This is a genomic window from Paenibacillus sp. GCM10012306 (genome assembly GCF_042649265.1).
In the GTDB taxonomy this organism is placed as follows: domain Bacteria; phylum Bacillota; class Bacilli; order Paenibacillales; family Paenibacillaceae; genus Paenibacillus_AQ.
Genome location: NZ_JBHRYW010000006.1, coordinates 44582 through 66167 on the forward strand (window position 1 = coordinate 44582; position 21586 = coordinate 66167).

Annotated in this window: 22 protein-coding genes; 17 read left to right on the forward strand and 5 right to left on the reverse strand. The window is 45.8% G+C overall.

Translation table 11 applies throughout. The annotated features are described in order from the left end of the window. Positions 1–203 precede the first annotated feature (203 nt). Together ACFORK_RS14685 and ACFORK_RS14690 are read left to right on the forward strand one after the other, a co-directional pair. Positions 204–893, forward strand: coding sequence for a hypothetical protein (locus tag ACFORK_RS14685; RefSeq protein ID WP_379200083.1), 690 nt, complete (start codon positions 204–206; stop codon positions 891–893). A gap of 448 nt (positions 894–1341) precedes the next feature. Next, entirely contained in the window at positions 1342–1641 is a 300-nt protein-coding gene (locus tag ACFORK_RS14690; RefSeq protein ID WP_379200085.1) for an iron-sulfur cluster assembly accessory protein, read from the forward strand. Positions 1642–1954: 313 nt separating this feature from the next. Here ACFORK_RS14690 and ACFORK_RS14695 read toward each other — a convergent pair whose 3' ends face one another. The 3 genes from ACFORK_RS14695 to ACFORK_RS14705 all read right to left on the reverse strand — a co-directional run bounded on the left by ACFORK_RS14695 (position 1955) and on the right by ACFORK_RS14705 (position 4667). Then, positions 1955–3112, reverse strand: a complete 1158-nt coding sequence (locus ACFORK_RS14695) for an MFS transporter (protein ID WP_379200087.1) — start codon at positions 3110–3112, stop codon at positions 1955–1957. A gap of 165 nt (positions 3113–3277) precedes the next feature. Next, a complete protein-coding gene (locus ACFORK_RS14700) occupies positions 3278–4324 on the reverse strand; it encodes an LLM class flavin-dependent oxidoreductase (RefSeq protein WP_379200089.1) in 1047 nt (348 codons plus the stop codon). Positions 4325–4385: 61 nt separating this feature from the next. After that, positions 4386–4667, reverse strand: coding sequence for an ArsR/SmtB family transcription factor (locus ACFORK_RS14705; protein ID WP_379200091.1), 282 nt, complete (start codon positions 4665–4667; stop codon positions 4386–4388). A 119-nt stretch (positions 4668–4786) separates the two neighbouring features. On the opposite strand from ACFORK_RS14705, the gene ACFORK_RS14710 reads away from it, so the two are divergent. After that, the gene (locus ACFORK_RS14710) at positions 4787–5521 is read left to right on the forward strand and encodes a DNA polymerase subunit beta (RefSeq protein WP_379200093.1); all 735 of its coding nucleotides are present in this window, start codon (positions 4787–4789) and stop codon (positions 5519–5521) included. 76 nt (positions 5522–5597) lie between these two features. On the opposite strand, the gene ACFORK_RS14715 is transcribed toward ACFORK_RS14710, so the two are convergent. Further along, on the reverse strand, positions 5598–6698 hold the full coding sequence (locus ACFORK_RS14715) for an MBL fold metallo-hydrolase (protein WP_379200095.1): 1101 nt from the start codon (positions 6696–6698) through the stop codon (positions 5598–5600). Between the two features lie 314 nt (positions 6699–7012). On the opposite strand from ACFORK_RS14715, the gene ACFORK_RS14720 reads away from it, so the two are divergent. The 3 genes from ACFORK_RS14720 (at position 7013) to ACFORK_RS14730 (ending at position 8329) form a co-directional block, all read left to right on the forward strand. Further along, a complete protein-coding gene (locus ACFORK_RS14720) occupies positions 7013–7510 on the forward strand; it encodes an RNA polymerase sigma factor (protein WP_379200097.1) in 498 nt (165 codons plus the stop codon). Next, positions 7491–8057, forward strand: coding sequence for a hypothetical protein (locus tag ACFORK_RS14725; protein ID WP_379200099.1), 567 nt, complete (start codon positions 7491–7493; stop codon positions 8055–8057). The genes ACFORK_RS14720 and ACFORK_RS14725 overlap by 20 nt, the downstream gene beginning before the upstream one ends. A gap of 101 nt (positions 8058–8158) precedes the next feature. Continuing rightward, the gene (locus tag ACFORK_RS14730) at positions 8159–8329 is read left to right on the forward strand and encodes a hypothetical protein (protein ID WP_379200101.1); all 171 of its coding nucleotides are present in this window, start codon (positions 8159–8161) and stop codon (positions 8327–8329) included. Between the two features lie 107 nt (positions 8330–8436). Here the strand turns inward: ACFORK_RS14730 and ACFORK_RS14735 are convergent, their stop codons facing one another. Next, complete coding sequence (locus ACFORK_RS14735; RefSeq protein WP_379200103.1) at positions 8437–9186, reverse strand: YqjF family protein; 750 nt, start codon at positions 9184–9186, stop codon at positions 8437–8439. A 184-nt stretch (positions 9187–9370) separates the two neighbouring features. On the opposite strand from ACFORK_RS14735, the gene ACFORK_RS14740 reads away from it, so the two are divergent. The 11 genes from ACFORK_RS14740 (at position 9371) to ACFORK_RS14790 (ending at position 21533) form a co-directional block, all read left to right on the forward strand. Continuing rightward, positions 9371–10570 (forward strand): cell wall-binding repeat-containing protein, encoded by a 1200-nt coding sequence (locus ACFORK_RS14740; RefSeq protein WP_379200105.1) that lies wholly within the window; start codon positions 9371–9373, stop codon positions 10568–10570. Positions 10571–10673: 103 nt separating this feature from the next. Beyond that, positions 10674–10871: a DUF2933 domain-containing protein gene (locus ACFORK_RS14745; protein ID WP_379200107.1), complete on the forward strand. Its 198-nt coding sequence runs from the start codon at positions 10674–10676 to the stop codon at positions 10869–10871. A gap of 29 nt (positions 10872–10900) precedes the next feature. Further along, a complete protein-coding gene (locus ACFORK_RS14750) occupies positions 10901–11161 on the forward strand; it encodes a hypothetical protein (protein WP_379200109.1) in 261 nt (86 codons plus the stop codon). 217 nt (positions 11162–11378) lie between these two features. Further along, positions 11379–12086 (forward strand): response regulator transcription factor, encoded by a 708-nt coding sequence (locus ACFORK_RS14755; protein WP_379200595.1) that lies wholly within the window; start codon positions 11379–11381, stop codon positions 12084–12086. After that, a complete protein-coding gene (locus ACFORK_RS14760) occupies positions 12083–13501 on the forward strand; it encodes a sensor histidine kinase (protein WP_379200111.1) in 1419 nt (472 codons plus the stop codon). Before ACFORK_RS14755 ends, ACFORK_RS14760 begins: the two co-directional genes overlap by 4 nt. Continuing rightward, positions 13488–13688, forward strand: coding sequence for a hypothetical protein (locus ACFORK_RS14765; RefSeq protein WP_379200113.1), 201 nt, complete (start codon positions 13488–13490; stop codon positions 13686–13688). The genes ACFORK_RS14760 and ACFORK_RS14765 overlap by 14 nt, the downstream gene beginning before the upstream one ends. A 192-nt stretch (positions 13689–13880) precedes the next feature. Beyond that, positions 13881–15899, forward strand: a complete 2019-nt coding sequence (locus ACFORK_RS14770; protein ID WP_379200115.1) for a stalk domain-containing protein — start codon at positions 13881–13883, stop codon at positions 15897–15899. 171 nt (positions 15900–16070) lie between these two features. Then, positions 16071–17081, forward strand: coding sequence for a LacI family DNA-binding transcriptional regulator (locus ACFORK_RS14775; protein ID WP_379200117.1), 1011 nt, complete (start codon positions 16071–16073; stop codon positions 17079–17081). Positions 17082–17093: 12 nt separating this feature from the next. Then, on the forward strand, positions 17094–19382 hold the full coding sequence (locus ACFORK_RS14780) for a helix-turn-helix domain-containing protein (protein WP_379200597.1): 2289 nt from the start codon (positions 17094–17096) through the stop codon (positions 19380–19382). 279 nt (positions 19383–19661) lie between these two features. After that, positions 19662–20582, forward strand: coding sequence for an ABC transporter permease (locus ACFORK_RS14785; RefSeq protein ID WP_379200119.1), 921 nt, complete (start codon positions 19662–19664; stop codon positions 20580–20582). A 12-nt stretch (positions 20583–20594) separates the two neighbouring features. Then, positions 20595–21533, forward strand: a complete 939-nt coding sequence (locus ACFORK_RS14790; RefSeq protein ID WP_379200121.1) for a carbohydrate ABC transporter permease — start codon at positions 20595–20597, stop codon at positions 21531–21533. The last annotated feature ends 53 nt before the right edge of the window (positions 21534–21586 follow it).

Here is a 21586-nt window from a genome sequence, read left to right on the forward strand (position 1 = left end):
TTTATTGAACAGAATTTTATTTTGAGTTAGATGATTAAGCAGTCTGTATATAAAAAAACATTTGCATATAAATAGATTAATACCCCTGAGGTTTGGATAAGACTACTTAAACAAATTAGAGGAATCTTGATAAAATCTTTATAATTTAATAATTATTACATGGTATAATATACCTATAATAAGTTATAAATGGGGGAACATCTATGGGGTTCTTGAAAGGACTAGGTTCATTAGCTGGACAAGTAGTAGGCGGGGTTATTGGTGGCTCTATAGAAATAGTAGGAGAAGTTACTAATAGTAATTTCATTAAAGAGGTTGGTAAGGGAGTGCATCAAACGACCGCAAGAACTGGTGAACGACTTGGAAGTTTAGCAAGTGGAACTTATGATGTAGTTGCTGGAACCATTACTGGTGATAAATCTCAATCAAATAAGGGGCTTGAAGAAGTTTTTGATACGGTTGGGAATACAGCCAAGGACATCGGTAATGGGATAGTTCATGTGGCTGGGAAAGGAATGGGTACTGTTGAAGCAATAATTGGTGGGGATAAAGATAAAGCTATTGAACTTGGTAAGGATCTGGCAAAAATCTCCGCGATCGGAGTACTATCAATTGGGATAATTGATCTGGTTGAAGGATTGGATGGTGTAGATGCTGATTTAATAGCCTCAGATAGTATAGATGTAGATGGGTTAGCTGATGCAACAAGTATCGATATTGCAGATTCTGATTATACCACTATTGAAAATCCTGAAATGCATCACGTCACTCCACATTGGAGAACTCTTCCTGATGGTAGAGAGATATTTATTGACGGTGATGGCGATACCAGTATTAATACAGGTACTGGATGGAATCAGCATAACCCAGATTACAGAATAACGAAAGCTTAATCTTGAAATAATTCAACCCACAGTTAATCCGTATGTAAGTCCTTGATTACTTCCTAAGCTCAGATTGAGACTTCAAATTAAATCTTAATTCTTGTGATTTGAAACAGCGTCCAACAATTTTAGTCTAAATCTTTAGTTTCTTTGAGCAAACATCTAAAGGGCATTTAAATAACGACTTATGCCAATAGTTATTACAGATTATGTAAAAATAACGCTACAAGATCGCCTTAATAGGCGTTTTTTAGTGCCAAAGTGAAATATAACTCACATCCACGACCCTAAAAAACTATCCTCAACTCATCAAAGACTGGAAAATGGCGGCTTTTCAACCGTTCATGTTCCAGTCTTTTTCTTTGCTCCTCGGGAACACTAAATTATATATAGCACCTTAAGTTATGTTATAATGAACTTCTTACTGTAAATTAAGACGAATAGAGGTCGATTGAAGATGAAGTGTAAAATTAACCGTAATGCAGCTAAAGTTCTAAAAGATATGCTAAACAGTCCAGAAGCTGAAGGAAAGATGATTCGTGTAATTATTACTCAGAATCATGGCAATCACGGCCACTATGATGTAGCACTTGATACACCAACTGAACATGATGAAATTATCGAAACAGATAAGGATATTAAGATATTGTTGGATACACGCGAACCGCTTTTGGATGGGGTTTGGATTCAATATTTTTATGTGCCACAGGAGGGCTTCTTCATCACGAATCCTTCTACGGGATTTCTTGAAAAATAAGCATTGAAGTTTATAGAGTATTTCAGCAAGCCGAGCAGATTTCAGGTGTTTCCTCCTGATGTCACTCGGCTTTTCAATTTTAATCCGACTGCTTGTTGCCAAGACTCATCCGTCTTTTTTTCGCTAGGGTCCAGCTGGAATTTGACTAATCAATATCCACGATGGGGAGGGGAGTTAGTCCTCATATATTGAACATAAAAAGAATCGCCCCTGATGAAATGCTTGGGGAAGCTCCATTTCACCAAAAGGGCGATTAGAAATAAGAATTGTGCAGAGGGGGCTACACAAATCTTATTTATTTTATTATTCAAAATTAATTCGCAGACTGTTTTCGCATAGCAAGCGATATTATTGCCGGGAGGATTGCAATGGCGACACCAATTGCGCCAACTACGCCGACCGCTTGCAGTGAGAATTTTTCCACAACCAGACCACCAATGACAGCTCCCACAGCCATTCCAAGTTGTACGATGGAGGTGTTCAAGCTCAGAAGGATTCCCGATGCTTTGGGCGCCATGCCAATCAGATACACTTGTTGAGCGGGAAAGGTAGACCAGGCGAAAAATGACCATAACATCAGCAAAGGAAAGACAGCAGCCGTAATATGAGCGAATGCAGTCATAAGGAGCAGAATACCAGCGTGGAACAGCAGGCTTCCAATCAAAGTACGTGGAATCCCCCATTTATCTGCGCCGTATCCTCCAACCTGGGAGCCAAGCAGACTTGCTATACCGAAAGCAAACAGCCCGATACTCACCAGGTTATCGCTCATTCCAGTAATGCTGAGCAGAAATGGTGTGATGAACGTGTAAATGATAGTGTATCCCATGATCCAGAAGAAACTGATCGATAAGGTTAATGAAAGCCGCGGATTTTTCAACAAGGCGAGTTGTTCTCTAAGCGGTACAGCTGCTTCACCTTTGGACCTTGGAATAGTGAATGAAATGATCAGCATCGCGATCAAGCTGAGTACACCAATTCCGAGGAAAATCATTTTCCAATCGTAGGTGCTGGCAATAACTCTTCCCAGAGGAACGCCCAAAATAAGCGAAAGGTTAAATCCAAGCAGAACAGTAGCAATGGCGCTGCCTTGTTTGCCTGGTTGGGCCATTTGAGCAGATACCGTTAGCGCAACCACCATAAAGACACCGGTGCCTAATGCTAAGACGACTCGTGCTACAACCAGCATCGTATAGCCGGTGGTTAAGATTGTGATCAGATTTCCTATAAAGAATAGGACCAAAGCAGCCAACATGAGTTTTCTCCGGTCTATTTTTGAGGTGATCGCAATGAGAATAGGCGTACCAATCGCGTAAGCAATCGAGTAAACCGTAATGAGTTGACCAGCAGTAGACAGTGTTACGCCTACATCGCTAGAGACCCGATCCAGTATCCCGGATATTACAAATTCTGAAGTCCCCACTAAAAAACTTACAATAGCTAATATATAGATTTTCCACGTGTTATGCATTATTTTGCCCCTTTCGATTTTACATTTCTAGAAATATAGAATTGTTAGCTGGAAAAATAGATGAATTTTCTTTCGCATCGTATATTTTTAATCTTTTTAATACCGGAAGTCCAAACATTCCACCGTAGTGACGACCAAGCCTTACGCTCGGATCTGAAGTTCATCTTATTTAGCCAATTCCTTGCGTACAATGGGTGCTACTTTTGTGCCGAAAAGTTCAATCGTTTTTAACAGATCACTATGAGGCAGAGTGCTAAAGTCAACATACATAAGGAAACGGGTCAAGCCCAGTTGTTGTACTGCACGCACGATTTTTTCGGCTACGTATTCTGGATCTCCAACATAGAGAGCACCACGGGGGCTTAACGCATCCTCATACGTACTTCGTGAATAAGCTGGCCAGCCGCGTTCTTTACCAATTTGATTCATTTGATCTGCCATGATGGGGAAATACTTGTCCTTAGCTGTTTCAAATGAATTTGCAATAAAACCATGCGAATGACAGGCGATTTGCATATCATAGAGATTGTGCCCTGCTTGCTCAGCGGCTTGACGATATAACTGTACTAATGGAGCGAAACGCTCCGGCATACCGCCAATAATGGAAAAGATGACAGGAAGACCAAGCTGACCGGCACGAATGGCCGACTCCGGACTACCGCCAGTGGCAATCCACACAGGAAGCGCGGGCTGTTGCGCACGTGGATATACGCCCATATTGTTTAGTGAAGCACGGTGTTTGCCTGTCCATGTTACTTTCTCTGCAGATCGAATATTAAGTAAAAGATCCAGCTTCTCTTCGTATAATTCTTCATAATTGTTCAGGTTATATCCGAAGAGGGGAAAGGATTCGACGAAAGAACCACGTCCAGCCATAATCTCAGCTCGCCCATTAGTTAAGTTATCCAGTGTGGCGAAGTCCTGATAGACACGAACTGGATCGGCCGAAGACAGTACCGTTACGGCGCTAGATAGCCGAATATGCTTAGTGGTGGAAGCAGTAGCAGCCAAGATGACCGCTGGCGATGAGCTTGTGTAGTCGAGACGATGATGCTCACCGATGGCATAGACATCAAGACCAACTTGATCAGCCAATTGAATCTCTTCAATGGCTTGTCGTAGCCGTTCTGCTGGCAAAACACCTCCCGCTTCAGGTCTGGTGTGAAGAAAGGTTGTTATTCCAAGTTCTATGCTTGTTGAGTGTTTTTCCATTTTTCCTGTCTCCTTTTATATTCTATATTTCTAGAATAATAGAATTGTATCTGAAAAAAATTTACACCAAGATATATGGCGCAAATTTCTCTGCAATTTCGTGATTAACACTGTAGTGAATAAACGGACCGCTCTTTCGTGACTGAATTAAGCCTGAATCCGTCAGTTGCTTTAGATGATGTGATAATGTTGAAGCTGCCACGGTTTCGAGTCCTTCGCCAATAGCAGTCACACATTGATTGCTTTCTTTTACCAGCATCAATGCGATTTTTAGTCGTGTAGGTTCACCTAAAGCCTTGTATACTTTAACAGCTTGTAGTAGTTCATTGTCAACTTGATCCATCCTGTTCTCCTTTCTCATCATCATTTCTATTATTCTATAAATATAGAAATGATATTAACATCTAATTTCTACAGTGTAAAGATAAAGATTTAATTTATAATGAATTATGGAGGTGCCTAATGGATTCTATTCGCTTGATCAAAAACGAAATTCATCGCAATTTAGTGATGGAAATATACGAGGAAATCATTCAGGATCACGAAGCTGTTGGCTTACTTCTTCAAGGTTCAGTAGCAAGGGGTGAATCCTACGAAACCTCTGATTTGGACATGTACATACTGTTGAAGGAAGGGTTAAGCAGACCCTTTCGCTCAGAATTCAGGCAAGGCATTTGTGTTGAACTTAAATATTCAGATTTCGCAATGGCGACCCGTAAATGTGAAAATGGACCTATGGGGATGTACAATTTCTTGGACTCAGTCATTCTCATTGATCACGAAGGGCAACTCCAACAACTTATAGAACGATCCAAACAACTTTACTCTGGGTATCAAACTCCTGTCACAGAAATGAAATCAATAAAATATTGGCTTGAGAGCACTCTGATTAAAATTAAAGCTGCTCAAATGGCAGAGGATGATTTAAAAGCTGCTTTTGTTGCCGGAACTACTTCATGGAAAATCCTCGAAGGGGTTTGGGCAGCCAATAATAAGCCGATGCCCCCCAATGGTTCAGTCTTGTTTCATCTGAAGGATCTGGAGGGATTATCCGATAATCTAAAGGGTTTAATTAAGAACCTTTTTGTTGGGGAGGTCAAGGAACGGATAGAATCCTCCATCCAAATTATTGAATGGATTATAGAAAGTTTAAATGATCTTATAATCGAGCGAACAAATAAGCCAGTCTCCTCCTAATAACCGCAGCCCCACTGTTAATCGTGTCTAACAACTGGGGCGCAGTTCACTAAAGGAAAGCTGGCTTTTTAACGTCTTATTCTATACTCTCCCACCAGCGCTCAATCTGCTGCTGATCCCTCCAAAGTTCCACCGGCTCGCCGATCATCGGCATAAGCAGATGAAAAGTTTTATCCTCACCGAGCTCAGATATTCTGCGGAAAGGCGTGTCCCAGCTATGGATGCTCAGGGCGAACTTGCCGGCATGAACCGGCAGCAGGCTTTTTGCACGCAGGTCTTTCGCGGCCTTCGGTACTTCATTAGGAAACATGTGGATATTTCTCCACTGCGTATTGTATTGCCCATTTTCCAGTATGACGAGATCAAACGGCCCATGCTGCTTACCAATTTCAGCAAAATGAGGCCCGTAGCCGCTGTCTCCGCTGTAAAATATTTTTTTAGCAGGTGTCTCTATTGCGAAGGATAGCCATAACGTCCGCTTCCGTTGCAAGCCGCGTCCCGAGTAGTGTCTCGCAGTGACACCATGCACAGTAAATCCATCACCCAAAGGGATCGTGTCTCCCCAATCCAGCTCTGTGATAACCTCAGCACTAAATCCCCAATGTTCCAAATATGAACCTACCCCCAAACCACAGACCACCTGCTTGATCTTTGGCCGCAGAGCCGTGAGCGTAGCATAATCGAGGTGATCCCAATGGTCATGGGAGATGAACAGATAATCGATAACCGGCAGATCGTCAGGGGAATAGTAATTGGTGCTAGGGAAGGCCTTCGATAAGGAGACGGGTGCACCTGATTGACTGAAGATCGGATCAAACAGCATATTTTTACGACCCGTCCTGATAAAAAACGAGGAATGGCCGAACCAAACCATCATTTCCTCATCGTCCCGAAGAGCATGGAGATCAGTCTTTTGTACAGGGATCTTCTGGAGTGGTTTGAGGCGCTCCTTTGTAAAGATTTTCTCCTTTATAACAGTATATAAGTTAGAGTTCTCACCATAGATTGGTGTGGTCAGTACGTTCTGGAACTTTCCATTCCGATAATGCGGAGACTGTTCAATCCGCGCAAGCCGGTTGCCAGAGGGCAGTTTTCCGAATGGGGCTTGATGCAAATACAGAAAGGCAATCAGGACGAGTATCAGAACTACGATAACAATCGTTAATAGAAGGGTCATCTTTTTTCACCCACAGTAGTTAAATTTGTGACTGCTATGTAAGCTGAACTTAAGAATTAGGCAAGCTGACTGGAGAATGCCCTGTAAATATCAGGACCTCATCAATCAGCAAGGTGCTATTCTTAAGTTCACTTTATGCATGTATTATGTCGTTATTGTATTGAAAATACACCCTATACGCTGAGCTTCCCGCCTTCTGGCCGGAGCTTTTTTTGTATTAATTTAGCAGCAACCGTTGCATCCTAAAAAAATATTAAACGTCATGAAAAATATCGCAGGGCTCAGTTGTATTTAAAGTGAAAGGAGGTGGTGAGGTGTACACTTCATTTGATATCAATGAATCGGTACGACGGGCCCTGGACTTATATTCTCAAAGCATGATTAAGATTGCGTTCACTTACCTGAAAAATGTAGCGGATGCAGAAGAGGTGGCACAAGAGGTGTTTCTGACCTATCTGCAAAAACGTCCAGCCTTTGAAAATAACGAGCATGAAAAGGCATGGCTTATTCGCACAACGATCAATAAAAGTAAAAACATGCTGAAAACCGGCTGGTTTAAAAGTAGAAATCCGGTCCCGGAGGATCTGAGCTACCTCCCAAAAGAAGAAAACGAGATCTTACAGGCCGTGCTGGCCTTGGATAAAAAATATCGTATCCCCATTCATCTGCACTATTACGAAGGCTATTCGATTCAGGAAATTGCCGAGATTATGGGAGCGAAGCCGGCTACTGTGGGCACATGGCTGGCACGTGGACGCCTTCTTTTAAAAGAAAAGATTGGAGGTCTGGAAGATGAAGAAATCAGTTTATAAATCAGCGATGTCTCATGTGAAAACAAGTGAAGATTTCCAAGAGGTAACGTATCAGAAGCTGTTATCAGAGATGGATAATACAAATAACACTAAAATAAATAATCCTGAGGAGCGGGTAAATATGCAAACTGCAAATAAGAGAACAGTAAGAGGTTGGGCGATTGGGGTCGCGGCATGTGCCGTATTAGCGGTGGGTACCTTTACAATGAGCCAGAGTGCACTTTTTAACACACAGACCCCATCGGCTGTGACTACCACTAAACCTCCAGTTAAAGGCAAAGCCGCAGTCAATATCGAGGGTGTAATCTCTGAGGTAAGCGCAGACGGTAAGAGCTTCAAGGTCGGCGATCTATGGGTGACGGTAACAGACGCAACGGAGCTGGGCATCAAAGGCCCAACTGCGGCGGAGCCATCTGAGGATTTACTGCAAAAGGAATTTAAAGTAGGCAATATCGTCTCCGGTTATACTTCTCAGGATGTCAGCACAGGTAAAGTGACGGCGGACAACATCTACAACAATATGGCTCCGCAGAAGGACGCTCAATAAAGCAGAACGCAGGATTTCTGCAGGCGCCGAATAGCACATTCTCTTAGGATAAAAGGCTCTCTCTTTCCCCATACTAACGTAAAGGGATGGAGGTGAATGTCATGCCTAAGAACAGCGCAGATCCGAAGTATGATCGAGCGAATAATCGCGCGGATAAGAAGCACAATCAGCAAAATCACGCTCATTTCACAGAGGAGCCTCAGACGTTGACCAACAATAAGGCTGAGGATTATGTTCCAAGTCTTAACCAGATCCCCAAAAATGAATCCTAAGCAAACACCAAGGCTGCTCTTCCGTCGCTATTTGACCGGAGGGCAGTCTTTTTCGTGTTGAATCATTAACAGGCTGAGTGGTTTATGCCATAAGAGGTTAGCGGCATTTATATTTTTTTGAGCGGCCAGAGTAGGACTTCAAGACGTTCTGTGTAGGTCAAAAATGAGGGCTCGGATTCATGTGCAAGCCCCAGGGCCTTAGTCGAAGTATGTTGGTCGAGCTGAAGCTTGGCTTCCTGTAGAGGCCATGGTTGATGGTGGATATCACCGACATATAGATTTCCCTTCGAACTGACTGCAAACAGGCAGTACCGTTCCGTTAGCCAGTGAAGCAGAGTTCCGGGTATAGCATGAACAGGTACGGACTGGGCCGCTGAGTAAACACCGTTAAATACGGCCTCTCCAAGTTTAGTCTGTCTTTTGCTAATGTAGCGGACACCATGCCCTTCGGATTGAAGCGTCATATCTGCATAGTTGTAAGGCAAGTAAGTGAGGACCCGGGCACCGGTAACAGCGGGCAGACTGGAAGCATCCATATTTAGAAAAAAGACGCCCGGCTTGCCATCTTTAATTACATAGGTACGAATATTAAGCTCCAGGAATGTATGAACAAAAGGAAGGGGAGGCAGCCCCCTCACGAGCAGTGGGTCCATCTGAAAAGGAACAACGCTAATCCATGGTCTCCCTTCCCATTGCTGCAGTTCTAGGCCCGGAGGAATGAACGGCGATACAGAAGCTTCGCTCACAGGCCAATGGGCGAACAAGACCTTATTCCAGCCTTGCTTCATCATCCACGGTCCTTTGGGCAAGGGGAAGGGGCGATGAGATGTGTGTTCAAGAATTTCTTGGTTGTTCAAGTTGTGCTGTCCTCCCAGGCGAGATGTGTTATCTATACAATCTCCATATTTAAACTTATAAATCATCCTGAGCAAAGATTGCTTTGCTCCCCCTATATACCCCGTCAACTACACAGTTTCTCCATACTTATTGGTTACAGTAATAACTAATAAAAATATGGTATCTAAAAATGGAGGGAATGTAATGAAAAAGATGATCGTCGTCGGCGTGTTAACGCTAGCGCTGGGCGCTACACTGGCCGGATGTCAAATCGGGAATAAGGCTGCTAATACTGATGCTGCTACTGCCAATCCAAAGGACGGAGCTACAGTGGCCATGCCATGGGTAGGCACGAAAAATACAACAAGAATTAACACCTCCGATCCTGCCGAAGCGGCGGCGCTGGTCTCGCGGACGCTCTGGGCAGCAAGAACCGATAGCAACACACCTTCGAGTGTAGTTCTGACAGATGTGGGCAATTGGCAGATTGCCGCCGTCAGTACAGATTTGATCCATCATCCGAGCAATGGACCTGTACTCTTTTTCAATAAAGAGACTGTTCCTGCAGTGACCTTGAACGAGCTGAAACGTTTGAATCCCAAAGGTGCGGAAGGAAATGAGGGAATTAAGCTTGTGATCGTAGGTCCTGTAACGGCTAGCGTGGAAGAACAGCTGAAGTCGCTGAATATGAAGATGGACAAGATTGAGGGGGACGAGCCGGCAGCTATAGCCCGGGCTATTGATGCTTATTATGAAAAAGTGTCAGGCAAGCTGCCCCAAGCCGTGATTATCGGCTCCATGGACAGTCCTGAATATACATTGCCTGCGGTGAACTGGATAGCCCATATGCCGGAACCGCTGTTATATGTGAAGAAAGAAGAGATTCCTGTGCCTACTGTGGAGGTGCTAAAGGAACGTGGCGGGAACGCAGCGATCTATATTTTGGGTCCTAAATCGGCGGTATCGGCTAAGGTCGAGGATGAGCTGAAGACGTACGGAACGGTTACCCGTATTTCGGGAGATGACCCGTACGAGAACGCTATTGCTTTTGCAAAGTTTAAGGATACAGGCAATGACTTTGGTTGGGGGATCACCACACCGGGACATAACTTCTCTTTCCTGACGTCAGATTCCCCTATGCTGGCGATTGCCGCCGCTCCGTTCAGCCATTTGGGCAAGCATGCTCCATTACTGTATGTAGATAAGAAGGCGATGCCGGACTCAGTCATGGAATATTTAATGGAGGTTCAGCCGAAGTTCCAGACATCGCCCGCAGAGGGGCCCTATAACCACGCCTGGTTAACTGGAAGCGAGGCTGGAATCTCTGAAAAAGTACAAAGTGAGATTGATGATATGCTGGAGATTTCTCCTGCGTCCGGGGGCAACCCTCATGCTGGGCATTAACGGTCACGGATCTCTTCCAATTTTCTAAGCCTTCCACATCAATTCTACACATCGTATCGGTACAATGAAGATATTAATCCGATTACCTGGGAGGTATTGCGCTATGGACTGGTCTTGGCTATTGCTGCTTGCGTGTCCTTTAATGATGATATTCATGATGTTCGGTATGCGTGGAGGACATGGACACGGACACGGGTCATCCAAACAACCTGCTGCCCAAGAATTCCAAGCAGAACTGCAAGAACTCAGAATACAAAATGAGAGGATGCAGAAGGAAATACAAGAGCTGAAACAGAGCTAAGACATTAAAGAACCGGGGAGGCTGCGACAATGAGTTGCTGTGGAAACCAGCCGGAGAAGAACCATGGGCCAGACCATAAGGAGTCTGATCCTAAGGCAAGTGGCAGACGGAATCTATTGATGAAGCTATGCTGTATTCTGCCAATGGTTGCAGTGGTGCTGATGATTGCTGCCAATGCTGTAAAAGGTGGTGGAGGAGCCAATTCGATATTAGTGTACAGCCTGCTCCTTCTCTGTCCGCTATCCCATCTGGTGTTGATGCCTTTATTGATGCGGAAGAAAAAGCATTGATATCTAAGATGTATTTCTCCGTAGTGACGACCGAGCCTTACGTTCGGATATTAAGTTCAGATTTAATAGCATCACGTAGCCGCAAGTCACTCATGCTTGCGGCTACGTGTCTAACTGACCAGACCAAGACATTGTGACGGAGCATGGCTTGCGCTACTATATAGTGAAGAGTAAGGCTCCGTATCTATCGATCATAAGAGCGAAGAAGGTGAACAACATGCCGAAGCTTCAGGTGCTGGTTGTGGATGATGAGTGGAATATGCGCAATCTGCTGCGCATTTATTTGATGAAAGAAGGCTTTGCGATTAAGGAGGCTTCGACTGGCCGGGAGGCCTTGTCCATGATCAAGAAGCATGATTTTGATATTATTCTGCTGGATGTAATGATGCCAGATATGGACGGCTGGCAAGTGTGCAAGGCTGTTCGGGAGCTGGGAACAATACCTGTTCTGATGCTCACAGCACGTTCGGAGACGAAGGACAAGATCCATGGTCTGGGCATTGGCGCAGACGATTATTTAACGAAGCCGTTCGAACCGGAAGAATTACTGGCGAGAATCTATTCTCTGATTCGCAGAGCGGCAATGGCTCAGGTCATCGAGCCTAAACAGCGGAGCATGGAGTTTCCGCAACTGTCGATCTGGCCGGAGGCTCGCGAGGTTCATATTCAGGAGACGGTAGTCGATTTTACGCAAAAAGAATTCGACCTGTTACTCTTGCTTGCCCAGAGCAGCCAACGTGCCTATACCCGCGAGGAACTGGTGGAAAGATTGTGGGGACATGACTACGAAGGGGAGAGCCGGGTGATTGATACCCATATCAAGAATATTCGTGAGAAGCTGCAAAAGGCGGGCATGGGTTACAACCCGATTCAAACCGTGTGGGGTGTCGGTTATAAGTTTCAGGTTCCGGGAGAGCAGGAATGAGGGGCAATCGTATTGGCTTTAAGCTGGGCGCGGTAATTATTACTGTATTTCTGGTCGTTATCTTGTTCCTGGCCTTTGCCATCGACAGAATGTTCACTAATTTTTATACTGCGGAAATGCGCCGGGAGACAGAGGATCTCACCTCCCACTTTGCACTGATGGCCAACACCACGGACACAACCTCTGAGCAGATGATGACGACCTTTGCGGAGTTTTCCAATGTAAGCATCTTTAATGTCCTGAGGGATGGGGAAGTGATTCTCCATTCTGGCGTACATGATTCAGAGGATAGCTCTTTCATCCATGCTTCTGATCTTATTCGTATTTTCGCTGGGAACAAAGTCAGCCTTATGCATGAGGACCCAGCAGGCAACCGATATTTTGTCTCTGGACAACCGATAACAAAAGGCGGCAGCATTACCTCCGCGCTTTATGTGATGAGCTCAACGGAGCAAATGGAGCAGTCACTGTCAGCGGTGCGGAAGCTGCTGCTGCTCTCCGGCATGGGAGCGTTCCTGCTTGCACTCGGGATTACATGGATTGTCGCGCAAGTGCTCTCCCGTCCGCTTCTGCAAATGCAGAAGGCCACACGCAAGATTGCTGTTGGCGAGCTGGAGACGCGGCTGGACATCAGGAGCAAGGATGAGATCGGCAGCCTGGCGGGAGCCATAAATGATCTGGCGGTGGATCTCCAGCGGTACAGGGACACCCGGCAGGAGCTTTTTTCGAATATATCCCATGAACTGCGGACACCAATCACCTATCTGGAGGGCTATACGAAGGTCATCAAGGATGAGTTGTATGAGACGGAGGAAGAAAAAAACCTGTATCTCGATATCATTTTCCAGGAGGCAGTACGACTTCAGCATCTGGTAGATGATGTATTTGACCTCGCCAAGATGGAGGAAGGACAAATTGTTCTGGACTTGCAGTGGCTTGATATATCGGAGCTGTTGGAACAGGTGGTTAGCAAGGTGAGGCTGAAAGCCAGAGATAAGGGACTGGAGTTAACCGTCTCTTACTCGGGGCATGCTGTGCCGGTCCAAGCAGACGGGAAAAGAATGGAGCAGATCATTCTGAATCTGCTGGAGAATGCTGTCCGCTATACAGAGCGGGGCGGGGTGAAGATACAGCTGCTGTATGAGGCTGACAGGGTGACCCTTGTAGTGAAAGATACCGGGATAGGGATTCCGGAGGAAGAACTGCCCTATATCTTCGAGCGCTTTTACAGGGTGGAGAAGTCCCGTTCCCGTGAATATGGGGGTACTGGCTTAGGACTGTCCATTGTGAAGAAGCTGATCGAGCTGCAGAATGGAAAAATTACTGTTACCAGTAAAGCAGGCACAGGGTCCCGTTTTGAAATCCAGCTTCCACTGCGACCAGAGAGCGGGGAGGCACATCGTGAAGAAAAGTGAATGGCTGTTGGCGCTCTTCCTGATGGGCATGGGTATGCTATGTATGACACTGTCGGCAGTCTCCTTCCGTAGTGCCTCACTGTGGCGGCTGGGGAGTTATGTACGGATGTTCCTGCTTTGTGCAGTCATTCCTGGCGTTATTTTGTTTCTGGTCGTTAGATGGATACGCAGCGGGCGTGGGCATTAATCCTCTATTCAAAAAAAGACTTCGAACCCGTTCGAAGTCTTTTTTGCTGCTATATAAGTCTTTATAACTAGGAATGATTTCCTATAAAAGTAACGTTTATTATGGTAAAGTTAGGATTATATATGATTTCCTGTGATGGAATATTATTCAGGATGTAGATTATTAATCATCAAGAAAATGGAGTGAGATAAGGTGAAATTTAGGAAAACTATACAACTGGTTATGGCTATTATCCTGCTGTTCGGAAGTTTGAGTCTTTGGGCCGGTGGTGCTAAGGCTAAGGCGAACGATATTATTTCAGAATTTAGAAAAGGATACGAAATTATCAATATTCTGAAGGATGGGGACGGGCAAACCCGTGAGTTCACGTATACAACGTATAATAAATTAACGGGTGATAATACGGAGATAAGGTTGTACCGCAACCAGGTAGAAATTGATCCTCAAAAGTATACTGTGGATTATGATCGTAATACCTTTACGTTTGATAAAGCCCCAGACGCGGGCGCTGAGCTTCATTTTACCTATAGCATCCATCCGACCTTTGAATGGGAAGAGGGGCTCTCTGGCTCAAACTACATTGGGAATGCTTTAGATGGAGCGGACGGATCAACGAAGGTTTTTAAATTAACCACAAATTATATCCTTAATTCCAATAAGAAAGTTAGCTTATACATAGACAGTACTAAGGTGCCGACCTCGGAATTTACTTTCAATCTAGAAACTCAACGGATTACCCTTTCGGAGAAGCGTACGGCACCTAGTGCCAAGTCCAAGGTTTATTTTTATTTTCCTGTCACATCTATTGCGGGAACCAAGACGTCAAGCGGTGTTGCACAGGCCAATCCTTCGCTACCGCCAAATGGAATTGAATCACCAATTGAAACGGAGGCACCAGTTGTATGGGTTGAACCAGAATTCCATATCCCTAGCGGGGAGAGTTATCCGGGGCAAGTTATTCTGGGGAGTAACGGTAAAATTACTATAAATGTAACAACGGTGGTCATTCAACCAACATATACGACTTATCTTATCGTCAAAAATACGAGTAATGAGCTTGTTAGACAAGTTCGGGTGACTCCAGGAAAAACGACGACGTATACGCTTAACAAGCAGCTAGGTCTTACTACGGGCGGATATTATATTTATCTCAAAACCGTGAATCAATCTGGCGGTTTGGCGACATCGGTGCCGCAGTTTGTACCGATAAATCTTGAGTCGAAGATTCAGGTGTTCGTTGAAGGAAAAATGCAAGCTTATACGCAAGCGCCTGTAAATGTAAACGGAAATGTACTGGTACCTTTTCGGGCGATTTTCGAATCCCTAGGTGCCACGGTAAAATGGGATAGTGCTACTCAGACTGTCACGGCAACTAAAGAAGGAAAGACGATTGTTCTTAAGATCGGATCCACTACCGCATATGTAAATGGAGTACCCGTGACACTTAGTGCAGCTCCGCAGTTAATCAACGGCAGCACGATGGTGCCGATCCGATTCGTGAGCGAGGCGCTTGGCGGATTAGTAGAGTGGAGCAATAGCTCCAGCTCCGTGGTTGTTTTTCAGAATCCACCGTCTATTCCTACAACCGCCGAGAGCGAGAAGCCTGCCCAATCGGCAGCTACTAGTACATCACCAATCTTGCAAAAAATATCTCAAGGCATTACCGCACCTACGGATATTGTGTTCGTTATGGATGTGACAGGCAGCATGGGTGAAGTGATTGATTATGTCAAAGAGACGGTGAAGAAATTCGCTGATTCCGTTCCATCCGGTTCGAATTTCTCCATCGTAGCTTATCGGGACATTAATTATAGAAGCAAATATAAAGATTTGGAGTTCTTCCCGTTCACTAATAATAAGGATGTTCTAAAGACGAACCTTAGCAAGCTGGTAGCGGCTGGCGGAGGGGATGAGAACGAATCGGGACTGGAAGCCATCCATATGGCAACTCAGCAGCTGGCAGGACGTAAGAATGCAAAAAGGATTATTTTTATTACAGATGCCCCTGTGCATGATAAAAGCACTTCAACGGGAAAAACAAGCCTCTCTCTTAGTCAGATTGTAAATGAACTGAAGACGAACAAGATTACCTTAGATGCAATTGCTCCAACGAGCGGATTAGCCTATAAGCAAATTAGTCAGCTTGTAAATGCAGGCAAAGGAAAGAATTATGATATCAAGAAGGCTTCGGTAACCTTGTTGGAAAAATAAAATGAGTTAATGAAATGGGCGCAGGAAAGAGCCGCAGAAATGATCTGCGGCTCTTTTCTTCTATTACGGTCATATGTAGTCACAGGAATGGAAGAACATTGAAAATTTTATATTGAAATCGATTTCAATGATAATTATAATGGATTTAATAACCAATGAAAGCGTGATCATGTGAAAGACAGCAAAATCATAGATGTAGCGCAAAAAGCGAAAGTATCGCCCGCTACAGTATCCAGAGTGCTGAACGGAAGTTCGCTCGTGACGGAGAAGACGCAGAAAAGAGTACTTCAAGCCATCCAGGAATTGAACTACACGCCGAATGCGATGGGAAAACAGCTTCGGTCGCGCAGGACGATGACTCTGGGCGTAGTGGTGAGAGATATCAGGGTTTCCTATAATGCGGAAATTATTAAGGGCATCGAGAATATGGCGAATACTTTGGGATATAAGATCCTGATCTGTGACTCACAGAATGAGAAGGAGAAAGAGATAGAACTGCTGTCCTTATTGCAGAACCGCACAGTGGACGGCTTAATTCTTGTGACACCGCAGCTAAGTGACGAGGAGATAACCTCCCTTGCGGATGATGATTATACGATTGGATTAATTGGCCGCCGACTTGAGCATCCCGATATTCCTTGCTCTTTTACCGATAACAGGAGAATTGGCAGGGAGGTTGTAGAGCATCTGCTGGAAGCCGGACACCGCCGGATTGCGTTTCTCTGCGGGTATGCTGATGCGACGGACAGTATCGAACGGCTGGAGGGCTATAAGGAAGGACTTGCTGAGGCGGGATTGGCTTTCCTGCCTGAATGGGTAGACAATGGGAATTTCTCTGAGGATGCCGGGTATGACGCGTTTAAGCGGCTGTGGGCCAGAGGCGGGGATTTTACAGCTGTTTTCGCTGCCAACGACGAGATGGCGCTTGGCGTATACAAGGCATGTGCTGAGCTGGGAATTTCCATTCCAGAACGCATGGCTGTAGTCGGGGTAGACAATATTCGGATTACGAATTATGTGGAGCCGAGGCTTAGCTCTGTAGAGCAGCCCTTATATGAGATGGGGGCTGTGCTTGCAGAGAAGCTGATCGGGCAGATCAAGAGCGATGAAGGAACTGGGCTGCAGCTTATGCAAATTCGTTCAACACTGGTGATCAAAGGATCTTCGGGACAAGGGGGCTAGGTGGTGCTTAAGATGCTTCGCGGGAAGGACACAAGGTATTACGGAAAATTCTTTTCCGTGATGACGGTGACGATCTTTCTGACAATTTCTATTCTGTCGGGAATTCTGTATTTGAATTTTGAACGGATCGCATTGAATCAATCCTATGAGCAGACAATGGATAGCCTGGACCAGACTACGCAAGAGGTCTCAGTGATGACTTTGACCGCTTCGACCTTTGCGAAGCAGATACACAATGACCAGAATATATCTGCCTTGCTGAATTTCCCTAATGTGAGCGCCATGGAAATCTCCGATGCGGTCAAGCAAATGAACAATTACAGAGAAACCTCGCCCTTTATTGACTCCATTTATATTTATAATGCGGTGGCCCACACCTTCTATGTTAGCTCAGACATGAGTGTCCCTTCAGTCTTCAGTGAGGAAGAATTTTACGACCAGGATATGAAGGACATGCTGAAGCGCATTGGAGACTACGGGACGATGACACCGATTCCCCGCAAGCTGCGGATTGAGGGGCTGACCGGGAATATCGCCGAGAAAGAGCGCGATACGTATACCTTTTTACTGTATGACACGCTCGCCAAGCAGACTCCCCGCAATGCTGTAGTTGTCAATATCAAGGAAACCCAACTACACAAGCATATCGACGGTTCATTGACCAATGACGCCGCGAACACGTTCCTCATCGACAAACATGGCCTGATGGTCTCCAACAGTTGGACTACACCGATGCTGACCGATATGAAAGGCACACCTTATATTGACCGCATCCTGAACAGCGGCGAGCCTTCGGGTTATTTTCCCATGACGGTCGGCGGTATAAAATCGCTAGTGACCTATAGCGAGCCCGATAACCTAGGTTGGCGATACATCCGCATTGTGCCCTATACGTTGATTAGTGAGCGGATCGATAATATGCGCACCAAGACCTTCTATACAGCGGGCCTCATTCTGCTCGCCGGGCTAGCTCTTTCCTTTGTAGTATCAAAGCGTCTATTCGCGGGAATTAACAAGAAGCTATCCCGTCTTGTGAACCTTGAATCGGAACAGCGGGAGAGTCAGCAAGCGATGCGCTCTGAATATATGCGAGGCTTGCTAAATGGGTGTACTCCCAGTGATCCCCTGCGGGTCAAAGAAATGTTCTTGCGCTACGGGATCGGACTGGACCCGGAACACTCCTTGCGTGTGTTCTTGATTACAATAGATGATTATAGAGCTTTGGTAGATCAGTATCAGCCGGAGGACCGCAAGCTGCTGCGCTATGGCATCCTTAATATTGCGCATGAACTGCTGATTGGCGCCGGACTCTCGGCAGCAACTGCTGACCTGGGGGATAATCGTGCAGTGATCATCATTCAGCCGCTGGATGCCGAGGTCGATGATACGGAGACTTACAGGCGTTATGCGGGACTTATCCAAGAGGCCGTGACCCAGTATTTGAAGCTGTCTATCACAATATCGTCGAGCCTTAACGGAAGGGGTACCCAGTCCCTGTATACCTTGTTTGAGCAGGCGGTCGAAGCTTCCTTTAGCCGGGTCTTCAGTGGTTCGGGGAGTTATATCGATGCGGAGACGGTCGAGATGAACAAGACCCGGAGCTATGAATATCCGATTCACAAGGAAAAGCAGCTGATCGATGAATTAATGCTAGGCCGGATTCCAGAGGTTAAACGGCTGTTCGCCGACATCATCGGCGACACTGCCAACTATTCCTACATCTCATACCAACTGGCGATCTCCCATCTGACCTATGCGCTTCAGAATGCGATCCGCACAATACGGCAGCATTCTGCCGCTTCGGAAGAGCTTGCCGTTCCGTCGCTGGATCTCTACAATCACACACGGGTGGATACGATGGCAGAGCTTATGGAGCGGTATATGTCATTGTTCGATTTGCTGGAGAAGCATATGGACGAGAAGCGGAAGAACAGGCAGGATGATCTGCCGGGGCGCATCAAACGGATGATTAACGAACGCTATGGTGATCAGAATCTGTCGCTGGAGATGCTGGCAGATGAAATGGGCATGTCAGCCACTTATATCGGTCGTGTATTTAAGCAGCATACCTTCCAGACCATTCTTAGCTATATCCAGGAAGTGCGAATGAACAAAATCCGCGAGCTGCTGACACATAGCGATGATTGCATTGGCGATATCGCCGAATCAGCCGGTTTTACCAATAATCCGTATTTCTATAAAGCCTTTAAGAAGCACAACGGCGTAACACCAGCCGAATACCGGAGGAATAGCAGACAACAGAAGGAGGAAGAGGGTGGGGAGGGCGCGATTCTCGCATGAACCACTTCAGCAGCGCACTTAAGGAAGGCTCGGGCAGGTACCCGGCCTTCCTTTTTTATAGGGGCCTAAAAGTCTCAAACCCTTGATACGACTGGGGTGTAGCAGAAAAAAAGAGTGAGTTCGGAAAAGAGTAGTGCCCCTTTTTGCCGAAAAGTGAGTTACATCGGGTATGGTTAGTTGCTGCTTCCCCCGCAGTCTAATAGTATTGGCATTGCAGCCGGAGAACAGCACCGGACAGCGCAATATCTGATAAAGAAGGTTGAGGGAGGCTATACAATTATGTCTGGAAAAGGCGGATTGATCCGGGAGCTTAATCGAAACAAAGTATTGTTTCTGATGGTAGCTCCAACATTGCTGTTTTTCATCATCTTCAGTTACATTCCTATGGTTGGTGTGTATTACGCCTTTACGAAATTTGATTTTGACGGGGGACTATTTGGAAGCGAATTCATTGGACTCAAAAATTTCGAGTTTCTGTTCAAGTCAGGCATCCTTTGGGATTTGACGAAGAATACAGTGCTCTACAATCTGGCATTTATTATTCTCGGCAACATCATGCAGATCATCTGTGCGATATTTTTGGCTCAGTTGACCAGCAAGTGGTTCAAGAAGACCGCGCAATCGCTGATGTTTCTTCCATACTTTCTGTCATGGGTGCTCGTTGGGGCGTTCGTGTTCAACCTCTTCTCTGATCTTGGGGTGGTCAACGGCGTACTAACCCGGCTGGGTCTGCAAACCTACGATTTCTACCTTCAGACAGCTCCATGGAAATACATTATCGTGTTCTTCAACATCTGGAAGGGGCTCGGCTATGGCACAGTCATTTACTTGGCGGCGATTATGAGCATCAGTGAGGACTATTATGAAGCGGCCAAAATTGACGGGGCCAACATTTTTCAACAGATTCGGCGGATTACGCTTCCGCTGCTCATGCCGACCTTTATCCTGCTGATTATGTTCAGTCTCGGCGGTATTTTGAAAGGACAGTTTGACCTCTTCTATCAAATTATCGGCAACAACGGCATGCTGTACGAAGCAACGGATATTATCGATACGTATGTCTTCCGGTCTCTGACGATCAACTTCGATATCGGAATGGGGACGGCTGCGGGTCTGTATCAATCCTTCTTCGGTTTCGTTCTCATTATGACGGTGAACTACATTATCAAAAAGACGCACGAAGAATACGCGTTGTTCTAAGGGGGGAAAGACATGGGTACTGAAGTAGAAAAGCTGCCGGGAGTGCGCAGAAGAAAAACCGGCTCCAAGATCAAGCAAGACAAAGCAACAATTGCCTTCAATATTATCGGGTATACGATGCTGGCCCTGATTTCCATCATCTGTCTGGTGCCCTTTTGGTTAATCGTCGCCGGTTCGTTCACGGATGAGCTGGAGATTATCTCGGAAGGCTTCAAACTGTTCCCGAGCACAATCTCATTCGAAGCTTACCGCTCGGTGTTCAGTACACCGGAACAAATCTACCGTGCATACGGGGTGACGATTGGTGTGACAGTAGCGGGTTCGCTGCTGGGATTGTTCCTGACCTCAATGGCGGGTTACGCACTTTCCCGCAAAGATTTTCTCTACCGCAACAGCCTGTCTTTCTTCATTTACTTCACAACTCTGTTCAGCGGTGGATTGATTCCATGGTACATCATGATGACCAAATACCTGGGTCTTAAAGACAGCTACTGGGCGCTGATCCTGCCGCCATTGCTTAGTGCTTGGAACATCATTCTGATGCGAAGCTTCATGAAGTCCATCCCGGAATCCATTGTGGAATCTGCCAAAATCGACGGAGCAGGGGATTTTCTAATTTACCGGAAGCTCATTCTGCCGCTCTCGACGCCGGGCCTTGCGACCATCGGATTATTCCTGGCTCTCGGTTACTGGAACGATTGGTTCAACGCCAACATGTTCATCACAACCGGCGATAAGTATCCGCTGCAATTCCTGTTATACAAAATTCTGTCCAGTGCCGCGGTACTGCAAACGAATAACGGGGCTTATCTGGCCGCTAATGTCGTTCCACCTACCGAAACGCTTAAAATGGCTGTCGCTGTTGTTGTTACAGGGCCGGTCGTCCTGCTCTATCCGTTCGTTCAGCGTTATTTCGTAAAGGGACTTACAGTAGGAGCTGTCAAAGGTTAGAACCGGATTTCCGGCTAACATAGCATGAGGCTTGAACAATAGTGGGTTCAATG